11 protein-coding genes are annotated in these 15,126 nt (G+C 36.8%); 5 read left to right on the top strand and 6 right to left on the bottom strand.

Annotated elements, in window-relative coordinates:
* The 3 genes from AABB81_RS06155 to AABB81_RS06145 form a co-directional block, all read left to right on the top strand.
* The coding region (locus AABB81_RS06155) for a hypothetical protein (RefSeq protein ID WP_342159306.1) at window positions 1-2,452 on the top strand (2,452 nt) is incomplete at its 5' end.
* Window positions 2,453-2,668: 216 nt separating this feature from the next.
* On the top strand, window positions 2,669-3,769 hold the full coding sequence (locus AABB81_RS06150; RefSeq protein ID WP_342159305.1) for a nickel-binding protein: 1,101 nt from the start codon (window positions 2,669-2,671) through the stop codon (window positions 3,767-3,769).
* 156 nt (window positions 3,770-3,925) lie between these two features.
* A complete protein-coding gene (locus tag AABB81_RS06145) occupies window positions 3,926-4,402 on the top strand; it encodes a cupin domain-containing protein (protein ID WP_342159304.1) in 477 nt (158 codons plus the stop codon).
* 11 nt (window positions 4,403-4,413) lie between these two features.
* Here the strand turns inward: AABB81_RS06145 and AABB81_RS06140 are convergent, their stop codons facing one another.
* From AABB81_RS06140 to dnaN, 3 genes are all read right to left on the bottom strand, one after another.
* A complete protein-coding gene (locus AABB81_RS06140) occupies window positions 4,414-5,109 on the bottom strand; it encodes a hypothetical protein (RefSeq protein WP_342159303.1) in 696 nt (231 codons plus the stop codon).
* Window positions 5,110-5,240: 131 nt separating this feature from the next.
* A complete protein-coding gene (locus tag AABB81_RS06135; protein ID WP_342159301.1) occupies window positions 5,241-5,936 on the bottom strand; it encodes a hypothetical protein in 696 nt (231 codons plus the stop codon).
* 228 nt (window positions 5,937-6,164) lie between these two features.
* Window positions 6,165-7,283: a DNA polymerase III subunit beta gene (gene dnaN / locus AABB81_RS06130; RefSeq protein ID WP_342159300.1), complete on the bottom strand. Its 1,119-nt coding sequence runs from the start codon at window positions 7,281-7,283 to the stop codon at window positions 6,165-6,167.
* A 366-nt stretch (window positions 7,284-7,649) separates the two neighbouring features.
* On the opposite strand from dnaN, the gene AABB81_RS06125 reads away from it, so the two are divergent.
* Together AABB81_RS06125 and AABB81_RS06120 are read left to right on the top strand one after the other, a co-directional pair.
* Entirely contained in the window at window positions 7,650-10,166 is a 2,517-nt protein-coding gene (locus AABB81_RS06125) for a PIG-L family deacetylase (protein WP_342159299.1), read from the top strand.
* A gap of 120 nt (window positions 10,167-10,286) precedes the next feature.
* Window positions 10,287-11,954, top strand: coding sequence for a sodium:solute symporter family protein (locus tag AABB81_RS06120; RefSeq protein WP_342159298.1), 1,668 nt, complete (start codon window positions 10,287-10,289; stop codon window positions 11,952-11,954).
* A 61-nt stretch (window positions 11,955-12,015) separates the two neighbouring features.
* Here the strand turns inward: AABB81_RS06120 and AABB81_RS06115 are convergent, their stop codons facing one another.
* From AABB81_RS06115 to gldG, 3 genes are all read right to left on the bottom strand, one after another.
* The gene (locus AABB81_RS06115; protein WP_342159297.1) at window positions 12,016-12,507 is read right to left on the bottom strand and encodes a DUF2911 domain-containing protein; all 492 of its coding nucleotides are present in this window, start codon (window positions 12,505-12,507) and stop codon (window positions 12,016-12,018) included.
* Between the two features lie 8 nt (window positions 12,508-12,515).
* Window positions 12,516-13,358 (bottom strand): DUF2911 domain-containing protein, encoded by an 843-nt coding sequence (locus tag AABB81_RS06110; protein WP_342159295.1) that lies wholly within the window; start codon window positions 13,356-13,358, stop codon window positions 12,516-12,518.
* A gap of 120 nt (window positions 13,359-13,478) precedes the next feature.
* Window positions 13,479-15,125, bottom strand: a complete 1,647-nt coding sequence (gldG, locus tag AABB81_RS06105; RefSeq protein WP_342159294.1) for a gliding motility-associated ABC transporter substrate-binding protein GldG — start codon at window positions 15,123-15,125, stop codon at window positions 13,479-13,481.
* Window position 15,126 lies beyond the last annotated feature (1 nt).

The raw sequence follows: 15,126 nt of genomic DNA, 5'->3' as shown, positions 1-15,126 counted from the left end.
TTTCAGAGCCAATGACAATAACTTAACAGCTCTTGACATATCTAATAACGCTGTTTTAACACGACTTGAATTAACGGGTAATAGTTTGACTACGGCTGAACTTGATGCCATTGTAAATCAATTAGATGCTTTTGGACAATTTGATGGAATTCTTACTATAATCAACAACGATGGACTATCTCTTGCTGCTCAACCATCTTTTGATAATCTTATTGCCAAAGGTTGGTCAATTGATGTTGGTCCTCCAACGGAGAATGAAATTATGATAAGTCAATATTATCATGGTTTTGGTGGAAATGACCAATGGATAGAAGTAACTAATATATCTAATGAGGTGATTCCGGCAGGGAAATATTATTTAGCTTTATTTGAAGATGATATTGCCAGAACCGGAATTATTGAGACAGCTGTGCCATCTCAAAACACTTTGATTCCATCAATGGCTGCAGGAGAAACCTTGTTATTTAGAAATGGTGCTGCTACCGCTCCTTCTGCAGGAAATATTGGTTCTGCTACTCAGATTATTTCTGATGTTTGTAGTTTTACAGGCGATGATTTAATATTAATTTCAAAAACAAATACAAGTTCTTCCTATAATTCCAGGGTGGATATAATTGGAACTATTTCTCCGGATCCTGGAAGCGCACCAGATGGTTGGGGTATTAATGCCAGTTATATTAAAGGAGGATGTTCAACAGAGATTCCTCATTTAGATTTTGATATTAATGATTGGAGTTTTATTCTTTTATCCGATGTTAATATAGCCATCTCGAATACAAATCTCGCGCTTGGAACCCAGGTTGTCGGGCCTACAGATTATAATGGAACGACCTGGTCAAATTTACAACCTGATCAATCGCGAACGGCTACAATATCAGCTTCTTTTACAGGCACACCCGGGAATATCATTGCCTGTAATTTAACTATCAACAGCGGAGTTGATGTGGTATTTGATTCAAATGGTGTTTCCAGTTCGAGTATTGTAGTATATGGTGATTTGGCGAATAACGGATCACTTGTTTTTGGAGATCAGGAGTCTTTGGTTACCTATAATCCAAATGCGAATATCGGTGTGATTACAAAGATTGAAAAATCCACAAGTTTGGATGACTATCTTACTGATGTGACGTATTGGTCATCACCCGTCCTAGCATCACAAATTAGTACTGTTTTTGCAGGAGTAAATCAAAGTAGAATTTTCGATTTTCGAGCTGGTGATGTTAATCCCATTTACGGAGCTAGTTCTAATTATAAATATTGGTGGAATTCCTCTGGAAGTATGTCCAGAGCTAAGGGTTATGCCGCTCCTGGCTCTACTCCAGGAATACAGACATTGACTTTTACTGGTATCCCATTTAACGGGCCATTTACCATTAATACTTTCTTTAGCGGAACAATAGATACCGGAACAGATAATGAAAATTTCAACTTATTAGGTAACCCTTATCCAGCTGCAATTGATATGCAAAGAATTCTGATTGACAATACAACGGTGAATGAGATTGCTTTATGGACCCATGGAACGGCTGTAGACCCGGATACAGGAGAATATTTTGACGGAGATTATATTTTTTATAATGCTGCGGGATCTACTGATGGCGTTTCCAAAAATATAGGTTCCTCTCAAGGATTCATGATTCGAACGGTAGACTTTGGAGGTGTTTCTTTTGATGATAGTTATAAGTTAATTGCTCAGAATGATCAATTCTATAAATCGAATAATTCAAAAAACAAGAATAACGTTTCAAAATCTGAAGAGGGCGATAAGATATCTCTTCGATTAAAAATTGGTTCTGAGAAAAATGATATTTTGATTGCCTTTACAGATGAAGCTACTGACGGATTCGACCTTTATTATGATGCTGTAGGTAATTTAGCTGATTCGAATATCTCACTTATTAAAAAGAATTCGAAGTTTTATTCCAAGATTGGTAATGATAAATACGCTATTCAAGGTTTAGGTAAATACGGAGCTTCAAAAAATGTAGACCTTGGCTTCGACACCAAAAAAACAGGATGGTTCAAGATGAGTATCAATAGAAAAGAAGGTGCAATGAATGATTCTGATGTTATATTGGTTGATACTTATTTGAATATTAGACATGATTTGAATCTTTCTGATTATGAATTTGAGGCCAAGGAAACTGGTGAATTCTCAGACAGATTCAGATTGGAATTCTTAAATAGAAATGTAGATCTTGGTCCTGATAAAATTGTTGATACAGAGAAATTCACTGTTTCAAATGAATTTGATATCATGAGCATTGTTTCAGGTAAATCTGTTAATGAAATCAGGGTGTATGATCTACTTGGAAGAATGATTATTCAGGAAGCTCCGAAACAAACATCATTTCAGTTAAATACGGCTACAATTAAAACCGGAACTATAATGGTGATAGAGGCGAGATTGGAAGATGGAAGTATGGTCAATACCAAATCAATCAAGTATTAGAATAATTTTGCCAAAATAAACTAACCTTTTGAAAACCGCCCGTATGGGCGGTTTTTTCTTTATAGACAGGAACATTACATGTGGATCATCATGTAACTCCTTATAAAGTATTCATTTCAACATCATTTAAAATCGATTTAAACATAAAATCAAATTCCAAAAAAAAATGTAACTTAGGTCAATTAGAGATTTGTATAATATTAAAAACTTAACCCTATGCCAATTTATATGGACAGACATGATCTCAATGACGCAATCACTGCAGAGCACGTGGCAAATATCCATCAGGAAGATTTAAAAATAGAGCACGAGTTTGGTTGTAAGGGATTGACATATTGGTTTGATGATCACCGCAAAACTGCATTTTGTTTGATTAAGGCTCCAAATAAAGAAGCTTTAATAGAAATGCATAATAAAGCACACGGTGCCATACCCAACAGTATCATAGAAGTGGACCCGAACATCGTTGAGTCATTTTTAGGACGCATAGAAGACCCCGTAAAGGCTAAGAACGACACCCTGAATGTGATAAAGGATCCTGCCTTCAGGGTTTTAATGTTTGTTGACATCCCACTGTCAAAGTTAAATGCAGGGAACCGTGAAAGCCGTAGAACGAAACTGAGATCATTTCATCGCTTATTAAAAGAGCAGGTTAAAAGTTTTAACGGGAGGATGGTTAAGGATAGTATGTTTTCTTCTTTAATTTCTTTTCAATCGGTTTCTGATGCGATGTCCTGTTCTCTTGGTATTCAATCAGGATTCAGGTCATTGTCAGGCAATGCTGAGGCATTTAGATTAAAGATTGGCTTGAGTTCCGGCATTCCGATTTCTGAAAGGGAAGGAATATTTGAAGATACCATTGAGATGGCCGAAAGATTATCCAAGGTAGTGAATGGAGAAATTGTAATTTCTTCAGAAGTCAAGGAACTTTATCAAAGTGAGAACTTGAATAAAAGTATTGATCAGAATTTGGTGAGGTATTTAAATCCTTCCGATGAAAAGTTTTTAAAGATTTTTATGGATTTTTTGGATGCTTCCTGGAATAACCCAAGCCTAAAAGTAGATGATTTCAGTTGTTCTTTAGGACTCAGCAAATCGCAACTTTACAGGAAGATAAAATCCATTACCGGTGTTTCTTTGAACTTGTTTTTAAAAGATTACAGGTTACAAATGGCATTGAAATTACTTGACAGGCAACATGGCAATGTATCAGAGGTTGCTTTTGATACGGGTTTTAATAGCCCCGCTTATTTTTCTAAATGTTTTTATGAAGCCTATGGGGTTTTGCCTTCCCACTATGTAAAAGATCATGATTAATCTGTTCCATTATTTCTTTAAATGAACTAATCTTGTTGTTTTTTGACTGATTATTATTAATATAATTAATCGATCTGTTTTAGATTTACTTATACGGGATGTAGATCCGTTTCATGGATAATACTTCCAAAACAAGTAACCTCTAAAACATTACACATGAAAACACGATTAATTTTAAAAAGGAAAAACCTTTTGTACTGCTTTTTGGGCTTTATGTCATTTGGGATGCTGAGTGCGCAAATGAGTGATTCTTTTGATGGTGAGAATTCGGTAGTCACTTCATTCAAGGATAAAACGATGGAATGGGGTCCATGTCCTCCTTTTATGCCTGATGGCTGTAATATTGGAGTATTGCACGGAGATCCTTCACAATCAAATTCAGACGTCTTATTCAAAGTAGAAGGAAAGTCCGCGATTCCGAATCACTGGCACAATTCTTCAGAAAGAATGATACTTCTAAGCGGAAAAATGACACTGAATTATAAGGGTGAGGCCACGCAAACCATGAATGTGGGTGATTATGCTTTTGGACCAGCCAAAAAGCCGCATAAGGCTAAATGTATCAGCAAAGACCCGTGTATACTTTATATTGGATTTGGAGAGCCTGTAGATGCTTTTGCTATAGAAGATTAACAAGAGTGAAACTAAGGTTCGATAAACTCCAGTTTCAATCTGCCAAGAAGTTCAACCACTTTGTCTTTATCGTCAATTTTACAGACGATATAGTCGAAGTGGTAATTGTATATAAGAATAACCAGGCCTCGCTTTTTAAGTAATGCATTGTTGCGATGTAAATAATCATAGGCATATTCATCTTTCTTTGCGTCGTAAAAATTCAATTTTTCCAACAACAGCAACTCATTAATGGCTTTTTGCGCCACTTTTGCTTTTTCGCTATACACCATTAGGCGTTCATAAGTGAGAATTTGGGTTATGGCCCAATGTATATAAATAAACTCATCTTCGGTAACGGTCCATTTGGCGAGATAAGGATTAGGCTCAAAATTGGGATCTTCAAATTTTATTTTAACACCCCAGTTTTTTATGGTCTTTAAGGAATAGTCCTTATATACAAAATCAAATTTTTGAGGATTTGAAACGGCCAGCCATAACTTATTGGAAAGTTCAGTCTTTTCTTGTGCCGTAAACTCCTCCATGGTAAGTAAATCTGTCAATTGAACAAATAGATCTTTATCAATACCAAATTCTTTTACTTTTGGCATGACCTTGGTATAATTCCTCAATTTACTTTTAAAATGGATCTGCGTATAGTCCTTTTGCTGAGGAAAGGCGACGATACCATAAAGAATCACAAAAAATAATAATACGGTTTTTTTCACCTTGTCTTGAATTAACAGATTGCACCTGCTTCCAGTTAAAACGGTTGGCAGATACAATTATTGGGTAAATTTAAAAAAAAATCTGCTTTAAAAGGATAAAGCAGATTAATGAGGGGAACTTTAGTTGGAAATCAGGGTTGAACCAATTCCCATCTAAACTTTTCGAATAATTCCGTAAGCTGATCTTTACTATTGATATCACAAACAATAATATTGTAATAACCCTTTGTTACCAGGGCCACCAATCCTTCTTTTTGTAATTCTGAATTGACACTTTCAATATATGAATAAGCCCAGTCATCGTCTTTGGGATCGGAGAATTTAAAATCCTTCGTAATTAACAATTCATTAAACGAAGAGGCCACACTTTCTGCGTCGTCTCCATAAGTCATGAGTTGAAAATATTCCAGAATTTTATTTAAGGCAAGTTGGAAATAAGGATACTCATCGTCGCTAACGGTCCAATCCGTAAGATATGGATTTGGTTCAAGAACAATCTCTCCGTTTGCATTTTGTGAGCCCCAGTTCTTGTTTGAGGAAACCGCAAAATCCTTGAAGACATAATCAAATACTTTGGGTTTTGCCAACGCGAGCCAGGTCTTGTAAACAATTTCGTCCTGCTCTTCTTTGGAATAGATATCCTTTCCCAGAAGTTTAACAATTTCTGAAAGTAGTTCCTTTTCAATACCCAATTCGGAAGTCCTGGGATCAGCCTCCTTGTATTTATAGATATAACTCCTGAATTCCACATTTGAATAATCCATTTGTCCAAATGAGGTATAGGTAAGAGCTAACAAGATGTAAGTCGTGAGTAGTTTTCTTTTCATAGGCGCAATTTCGTTCAACTTCCTTTTTATGGATAACATAAATAACTAATATTTAGATAATTACCTAATTATTAGTTGATCAGTTTTACTAAAAAATAAATTGAACTTTAGGGGATTCAACTATTTTCTTAATGCGAATATAGCAATATCTATTGATATTAACAAATATTGATAAATTTTGGAGAATCTTAATCTTAAGAAAATTAGATTGTTAACTATTTTGATGCTCTAATTACTCAGCATCACAGGCATAACCAACATGGTGATTTCCTCACCTTCTTCCAGTCCATCAACAGGAGTAAGGATACCTGCTCTGTTGGGTAAAGACATTTCCAAAAGGATTTCATTTGAATTCAAATGATTTAACATCTCAAGCAAAAATCGAGAATTAAACCCTATTTGCATGTCATCCCCTTCATAGCTGCACAATAACCTTTCATCTGCCTTATTCGAGAAATCGAGGTCTTCGGCAGAAATTTTCAATTCTGTTCCAGCCATTTTCAAGCGAATCTGATGGGTGGTTTTACTGGAGAATATAGAAACCCTTCTTACGGAATTGTAGAATGAGTTTCTGTCAAGTGTTAATTTGTTTGGATTTTCTTTAGGTATGACAGCTTCATAGTTAGGATACTTACCATCAATTAGCCTGCAAATCAAGGTACTGTTGCCAAAACTGAATTTTGCATTGGTATCATTGTATTCTATAACCACATCTTCGTCGTTACCTGATAAAATATTCTTTAAAAGGGTCAAAGGTTTCTTTGGCATGATAAATTCAGCCACCTCGTTGGCGCTTACATCTTTTCTTATGTATTTTACCAGTTTATGGGCATCAGTAGCAACAAAGATCAAATTCTCAGGGCTTAACTGGAAAAACACCCCGCTCATCACGGGCCTTAAATCATCGTTTCCAGAGGCAAAAATCGTTTTTGAAATACCAGTGGCTAAAATACTTGCTTTTAGCGTAGTACTGCTTGGAGATTCAAGTTCTACTGCTTTGGGAAATTCTTCACCATCCGCATAAGCCAGTGCGTATTTTCCACTGTCGGAACTAATTTCAATGGTGTTATTATCTTCAACCTTAAAAGTTAAAGGCTGTTCGGGAAAAGTTTTAAGAATATCCAGCAATAGTCTTGCAGGCACAGCAATGGCTCCTTGCTCATCCGCTTCAACATCGATCGAAGTACTCATGGTAGTTTCCAGGTCAGAGGCAGAAATCCTCAATTGATCATCAGTCAACTCGAATAGAAAATTATCAAGGATAGGCAGGGTATTGTTCGTATTGATAACTCCACCTAAAATTTGTAATTGTTTCAATAATTGAGAACTGGAAACTATAAACTTCATGCTTTTTAATTTAAAAATGTATTGATCTTTATCTCTTGATTCCTTCTGATCATTAAACTTCAATGCTCCTTTTAGGGCATTGTTAAAATTAAAAGATCAAATCTGATCTTTTGGGAATTTAACAAGCATACAAATATATTATTTTAATATTGAACTTTGAAAATTTATTTGGCTTGTATATCAACAAAATATAATGTTAAGATTTTCTTAATAGAGGGAAAGGAACACTATATTTCTTTAGATTTGTTGCAACTTGACCTAAATCAAGGTAGAATTTTGCAGATGATCTAATTTAAGTCTGAATCTTTATGCATATCAAACTGTAAGTGTGTTAACATGTGTTCAAAAATTTGAAATTAATTTTATATGATTAAATATGTATTGACAATATCGATTTGTGTATTTCTTGCTTTTCCAATATACTCCCAGGCACCTGAAAAACCAAATTCGGCTGAAATCCATGAGGCCATAAAAAAGTTAAATTTTTTAGGATCGGTATTATATCTGGCTGCTCATCCTGATGATGAGAATACAAGATTAATATCCTACTTTTCAAATAATGTTCATGCCAGAACAGCGTATTTGTCTATCACCAGAGGTGATGGAGGTCAAAATCTGATTGGCCCCGAAATAAGAGAATTACTTGGAGTTATCAGAACGAATGAATTGCTAAAGGCTAGAGAAACTGATGGTGGAGAACAATTCTTTACCAGAGCAAATGATTTTGGTTATTCCAAACATCCGGATGAAACATTGAGAATTTGGAACAAAGATGATGTGTTAAATGACGTAATTAAAACGATCAGGAAATTTAAGCCAGACGTCATCATCAACCGGTTCAACGCTGAATCGGCAGGTAAAACGCACGGGCATCATACATCTTCGGCGATTCTTGGTACTGAAGCATTTGATCTTGCTGCTGACCCGGGTTATAAAACAGAAGGATTAAAACCTTGGACTACCCAGCGGTTGTTTTTTAACACCCACTGGTGGTTTTATGGAAGTCGTGAAAATTTCGAAAAAATAGATAAAAAGGGAATGCTATGGTTCGATACCGGTGTATTTTATCCTTCATTGGGTTTATCAAATTCTGAAATATCTTCCCTTAGCCGAAGCATGCATAAATCCCAGGGTTTCGGAAGCACCGGGACCAGAGGAAGTGATAAGGAATACGTGCAACTCTTGAAAGGAACATTACCATCTGGCAGTACCCATGTTTTTGAGGGTATTGACACAAGCTGGTCCAGAGTTAAGGGGGGTAAACCGATTCAATCAATTCTGGAAAAGGTTCAAAGAGATTTTGATTTTAGTGATCCGTCGAAAAGTGTTCCGGAATTGCTCAAAGCCTATTCACTAATAAAAGAATTGACAGATGATTATTGGAAGGATTTTAAGTTGACACAAATAAAGGAAATTATATCAGCTTGTTCCGGTTTGTATCTCGAAGGGGTTGCAAGCCAGCCATATGCCGCAAGAAATCAAAACCTCAAAGTAAAACTTGAGGTCATTAACAGAAGCGATCAGAAAATTAAATTGAAATCGATTACATTTCACCCTCAGGAAGAAATCCTTTCATTAAATCATGATTTAATGAATAATATCGGCTTTTCGGAGGAGATAGATATGCGCATAGGTGAAGATTCAAGACTTACTGCTCCATACTGGCTTGAGAAAAAGGGAACATTGGGAATGTATCGGGTAGAGGATACTTCTTTAATAGGAAGCCCTCTTACACCTGCTCAGTACAAACTTGCATTCACTATCGATTTTAACGGAACATTAATCGATTTTGAAAGGGATATAGTCTACAAATACAATGATCCTGTAAAGGGCGAAGTCTATCAACCTTTTGAAATTGTTCCCTATGCTGTTAGTGATATTGCTTCAAAAGTGGTTATTTTTAATGAAAGCCAGGCCAAGGAAATTCCGGTTACGGTAAAAGGATTTAAAGACAGTATTTCTGGAACTGTTGCTTTAAAAGTTCCTGAGGGATGGAAAGTATCACCCGAAAAGTTTGATTTTAAATTGGACTACAGGGGAGAGGAATTAAATTTGATATTCACAGTTATACCGACATCTGAACAGAGTGAAGGTTATATCAAGCCTTCATTAAAGGTTAACGGGGACTATCTTGATAAGTCTATGGTCGAAATTAATTACGACCATATACCAAAACAATCGGTCCTTTTGCCCTCAGCCTCGAAAGTTGTACGGCTTAATTTGGTCAAAAAAGGACAACTGATAGGTTATATAAAAGGTGCAGGGGACGAAGTTCCCGATTATTTAAAACAGATTGGCTATCAGGTTGTCGAAATCCTTCCCGAAAATATTTCTTTTTCGGCGTTGAGCCGTTTCGATGCAGTAATAATGGGAATCAGGGCCTATAATACGGTTCCCGAACTGAAAGTGAAGCAAACTGCGATTCTTGATTATGTTAAAAAGGGTGGAAATTTAATCGTACAATACAACACGAGCCATAACATTGTTGTAGAAAATAATCTGGCACCTTATGCCCTGGAACTCTCACGCGACCGTATCACAGATGAAAATGCCAAAGTAAGCTTTTTGTCCAAAAATCATGAGTTGCTGAATTATCCTAACAAAATAGAAGCAAGTGATTTTGATGGCTGGGTGCAAGAAAGAGGATTGTACTTCCCAAATAAGTGGGCAAAGGAATTCACTCCCATTCTTTCTTTTCAGGAAAACGGAGATGATCCGATGGATGGAAGTCTGTTAGTGGCCAAATACGGAGAGGGGTATTATATTTATACGGGCCTTTCGTTTTTCAGGGAGCTTCCTGCAGGTGTTCCAGGGGCGTATAAATTATTCACGAATATGATATCAATAGGGAAAAATAATTTTGAAAACAAGGTAAAAGAATAGTTTATGGAAGATTCAGACGTAGTATCGGGTAAATGGAAAAAACTTTATACGTATATGTTAATCGCTAATGCGGTATACATCGTCATATTTTATATAATCACACAAGTTTATTCCTGATCTATGGCGCTGTTAGATTGGATAGTTTTATTGGTAACCTTGTTGTTTATTGTGATTTACGGCTCATGGAAAACAAAGGGCAGTAAGAATGTGGACGACTTTATCAAAGGAGGGAGCGAGGCAAAATGGTGGACAATTGGCCTCTCCGTTATGGCGACTCAGGCTAGTGCGATAACTTTTCTGTCAACACCCGGACAGGCATTTCACAGTGGGATGGGATTTGTTCAATTTTATTTTGGTCTTCCAATAGCCATGATCATTATCTGTGTTGTTTTTATCCCTATTTATCACAGGCTGAAGGTGTATACCGCTTACGAATACCTTGAAAGCAGATTTGACTTAAAAACCCGATCCTTAGCAGCCATTTTATTTCTTATCCAGCGTGGGCTTGCAGCGGGAATTACAATTTTTGCACCATCTATTATACTTTCAGCGGTTTTAGGCTGGGACCTCATGTCACTGAATATCATTATAGGGGTTTTGGTTATTATTTATACGGTTAGTGGTGGAACCAAGGCCGTAAGCGTAACCCAAAAACAGCAAATGGGTATAATTTTTATTGGAATGTTTGCAGCCTTCTTTATTATCCTTAGTTATTTGCCTGAAGGAATTTCATTTTCAAAAGCCATCGAGATTGCAGGAGCAAGCGGAAAAATGGAAGTGCTTGATTTTTCCTTTGATTTAAACAACAGATACACCATTTGGACCGGGTTTTTAGGGGGGACTTTTTTGATGTTGTCTTATTTTGGAACAGACCAATCGCAGGTTCAACGTTATTTGTCGGGAAAATCAATACGAGAAAGCCAGTTAGGACTTTTATTCAATGGTTTTTTAAAGGTTCCTATGCAATTCTTTATTCTTTTGGTGGGAGTGATGGTATTTGTGTTTTACCAATTCAACATTTCTCCTTTAAACTTTAATCCTGCAGCTACGGGGGCTGTCATGGATTCTGAATATGCAGAGGAATACACTGCTCTCAGACAGCAGCACCTTGGGGTTGTGGAACAGAAAAAAGCATTACAATTAGACTTTGCAGCACACCCTGAGAATCTTGAGATCAAAGAACAGATAAAGGCACTTGATACAAAGGAATTTAACAACAGGGAAACTGCCAAGGAGCTGATCCTTAAGGCTGATCCTTCACAGGAAGTAAATGATAAAGATTATGTGTTTATTCATTTTATTCTCAATAACCTCCCGCGGGGCCTGATAGGGCTCTTACTTGCTGTGATCCTGTCGGCAGCCATGTCGTCAACTGCTTCTGAATTAAACGCTTTAGCGGCTACAACCACTATGGATTTATACAAGCGAAATGATAAGAAAACACATGATGATATGCATTATGTGTTTGCTACAAAGTGGTTTACCCTTGGATGGGGAATTCTCGCGATCATCGTGGCGAGTGTCGCTAATTTGTTTGACAACCTCATTCAACTGGTTAATATTATAGGATCTATTTTTTATGGAAATATTCTGGGTATATTTTTGATTGCCTTTTTTATAAAATACGTTCGGGGCAATGCCGTATTCCTTGCCGCCCTTATGACACAGGTATTGATTATATGGATCTATTTTATGGGTGTTTTACCCTATCTCTGGTTAAATCTGCTGGGCTGTGTTATTGTTATAACTTTGGCTGTAATCATTCAGAAGGTTTCCACTAAAAAATAAAATTAAAGATCATAAAAAAAGCCCCGGTAATCCGGGGCTTATAAGTAGGTTTATACCTGTTTTATTCAACTGAAAGATGAAGGCGAGCCTTATCCCAGGCAAATACAATCCCTGAATTGTCAACGCCATACATGAGTTGTTCCTGAACCTCATCATCAAATTCAGGCTTTACCATAACCCTTAAAGCGTCTTCAGCTTCTGAATAAGAATAAGATCCCCAGGCATCATTTTTCTTATTAAAAATGGCCACCCATTCACCTGATTCATTTGGAATAATGAAAAAACCATATTTTCCTGCCGCCAGAGGCTCGCCATTGATTTTCACATCTTTGTCAAATGCAATAGTTGTATTTTCATTGGCACCGGCACGCCATACCTGTCCGTATTGCTCCAATCCTCCCCAAATCGTTCTTCCTTTTACGCTAGGGGCTCCATAATCAATTGTAATCTGTGCTCCGTTTACAGATCCTTTAACATCTTTTCTTGGGCTTTTTTGTGCACAACTTGTTGAGACAATAAAAAACAAAGCCAGTAATAAATTAATATTTTTCATTTTTTCTGTTATTTACTCCATTCGGCAATGGATTCCTTATTCATTTTAACATAATCAGCATTACCAGCTTTTTCAGCGGCTGCCAAAGAAACTTTTGCCGTTGCAATTGCACCGTCTTTGTCGCCAAGATCAGCCTGGATCAAAGATTTTTGACGAGACATCCAGAAAGCGTCCGGATTCATTTCGACAGCTTTGCTAACCCATTCTAGCGCTTTGTTAAGGTCTTTTCCAGAACTTCTGTAATACGAAGCTGCACTGAAATAATCATTAGCTGAAGGCCCTGCCATAGTCTTTTCTATGCTTTCTATAGCTACCTTATCAGTAGGAGTCTCGATTTTTGTTACGACCATGGTTTTATCCCACATGATATACATGTTTCCAGAAACTCCATCGGCAAGATCTCCAAAACCAATTGTAAAGTTCTCAACCGGATTGTCTATAGGATAAGTCTTTGCGGATACTTTTAAAGCAACTTTACTGTCATCAAGCGTAGCAGGAGCACCTCCGGCTTGATACTCAGTATAAAAGATAAGTTCCCAAGCATCTTTATTAGGAATACTTAAAATCGCGTACGTTCCTTTTTTCAGGTCCTTTCCGTCAATTTTTAAATCTGAATCAGTTGTGAATTTAGTTCTCATATTGGCTCCTGTTCTCCATAGTTTTCCATAAGGCACAAGATCTCCAAAAATGACCCTTCCTCTCATCGCCGGCCTTGAATAATCTACAGATACTTCTGAAAGACCTATGGTTTGATGAACGCTGGAAGATGGACTTGGTTGTGGGGTTTTGATTTGGGCTTGTATTGTAAAAGCGCCAAAAAGCAATAATAGTGTAATTAATTTGGTTTGCATAAGAATTAGTTTTAGTTAATAATTTTTAAAATTACATGAATTATAGGCTAACCCTTTGAATTCATCATTATTTTAACAAAAATTTATGAAGAGACAGCAATTAAAGCAACTTTACCATATTTAGCTGTATCGTCGTTTTCTCAAAAAATTGAAAACCCAGCCAAAAACAAATAAAATAACAAGTGGGACGACAAGATTTAACATTTGCCAATACGTCCTTTCTTCAAAGGCCTTTTCCTTATCTAGAAATTGAATTTGCAACGATTTTGACCTGAGATTCAGCAGGCCCTTGTCATCTAACAAGTAATGCACACTGTTTAGCAAAAATTCTATGTTTCCGTAATTCTGGTTTGTCCATTTATCCTTATCAAGGGGCAGTGGTTCACCTCTTAAGACCTCATTAACGGCGAGGTCTCCATCGGCTATAACGATCATTTTATTGTCAATTCCGATGGGCCTGAAATTTTCTGTATCGAATGGCAACATCCTGTTTGCATAGGCCGAGGGGAATTCCCCTTCAAGCAAAACACCAAAATTGGTCAACGCATCCCTGAACTCGTTTTTATCGGCTTCAATCGCTATTTCATTCAAGCTTACATTGGCAGGAGTTCCGATTATTTTAGCAAGCGGAGAAGACTGTAAAAGAATGGTTTTACGTATTTCATTTTCAAGCGTATCAATACTACTGGGGAACTTCAATAATACCGGGTCGATATTTTTACTGATCGCATGGGTGTTGTCGGCAAAGATCAGGGGGAAATAATGCCAAAGGAAATCCTGATATTGAAGCTGATTCCCCGTGTTCCCGGATGCCAATCTTATGGTACCGCTATAGAGGTCTTTTGTCACGTTATAATTGATCCTTACCCCATAACTAAACAACATATCGGTAAGGTTCAGATCTCTGTTAAAGGCAAGTGATTTACCTGTCAACATCAAACTGTCCATTTCGGCGTAAACATTGTCTAATAACCACAATGTTTTGCCGCCCTGCATGATATACTGATCTAAAACAAGTTTTTCCTTCTCGCTAAATGTAAGTGAAGGTTTAGCAATAATTGATAAATCGTAGTCTGAAAGTTGACTTAAGGTTTTATTTGGATTAATTTCAACTGAATCAAGGGTGAATTCTGCCAGCTTGTAATATTCTCCCAAACTCTTAAGGAAGCTGTAGAGATAAATGTCGTCAGGTTGACCATTACCTTTAAGCACAGCAATTTTTTTGCTTTTTTCTGCGCTTATTTTGTGGATGGCATTTGCAAACTCATATTCCAGATTTTCTATTGAGTTCTGTAATTGTTGTTCCTGGCTTGGTGCAATGGCATTGACCAAAAGTGGTACACTGCCTTCTTTATCACCATAGCTGATAAGAGCCCAGGGAAAAATGACTGCTTCCGAAACTTTACCATCTTCCTGAACAGTTAAGCGGCTTGGTTGCAGGCCTTTTTCAATCAAATCTTTTGTAGAACTAAGCGGGTCGATAAACCTGAACTTAACCAGATCATTGATCTCATTAAGTTCCATAAGCAATTGTTTGGTTTCCAGTTGTAACCTCTTGAATTCTGCTGGAAATGAACCTTGGAGATAGACCTTTATCAACAGAGGATTTTCAATTTGTTCGACTAAACTTATCGTTTCTGCTGAAAGCGTATATCTTTTGTCATGAGTCAGATCAAACCTTTTATAAGCGTATGAACCAAAAAAATTGACAATAATCAGAACGATAAGGACAACTAAAACTTTACGATATGGATTATTTTTGCTCATG

It is taken from the genome of Lutimonas vermicola, from assembly GCF_038433205.1.
In the GTDB taxonomy this organism is placed as follows: domain Bacteria; phylum Bacteroidota; class Bacteroidia; order Flavobacteriales; family Flavobacteriaceae; genus Lutimonas; species Lutimonas vermicola.
This window is presented reverse-complemented; position numbering and strand designations above follow the sequence as displayed.

Bases quoted from the DNA above. Each gene is read 5' to 3' on its own strand.
- AABB81_RS06150 (WP_342159305.1), top strand. From the start codon at position 2,669: ATGCCAATTTATATGGACAGACATGATCTCAATGACGCAATCACTGCA.
- AABB81_RS06145 (WP_342159304.1), top strand. From the start codon at position 3,926: ATGAAAACACGATTAATTTTAAAAAGGAAAAACCTTTTGTACTGCTTT.
- AABB81_RS06135 (WP_342159301.1), bottom strand. From the start codon at position 5,936: ATGAAAAGAAAACTACTCACGACTTACATCTTGTTAGCTCTTACCTAT.
- dnaN (WP_342159300.1), bottom strand. From the start codon at position 7,283: ATGAAGTTTATAGTTTCCAGTTCTCAATTATTGAAACAATTACAAATT.
- AABB81_RS06125 (WP_342159299.1), top strand. From the start codon at position 7,650: ATGATTAAATATGTATTGACAATATCGATTTGTGTATTTCTTGCTTTT.
- AABB81_RS06120 (WP_342159298.1), top strand. From the start codon at position 10,287: ATGGCGCTGTTAGATTGGATAGTTTTATTGGTAACCTTGTTGTTTATT.
- AABB81_RS06115 (WP_342159297.1), bottom strand. From the start codon at position 12,507: ATGAAAAATATTAATTTATTACTGGCTTTGTTTTTTATTGTCTCAACA.
- AABB81_RS06110 (WP_342159295.1), bottom strand. From the start codon at position 13,358: ATGCAAACCAAATTAATTACACTATTATTGCTTTTTGGCGCTTTTACA.
- gldG (WP_342159294.1), bottom strand. From the start codon at position 15,125: ATGAGCAAAAATAATCCATATCGTAAAGTTTTAGTTGTCCTTATCGTT.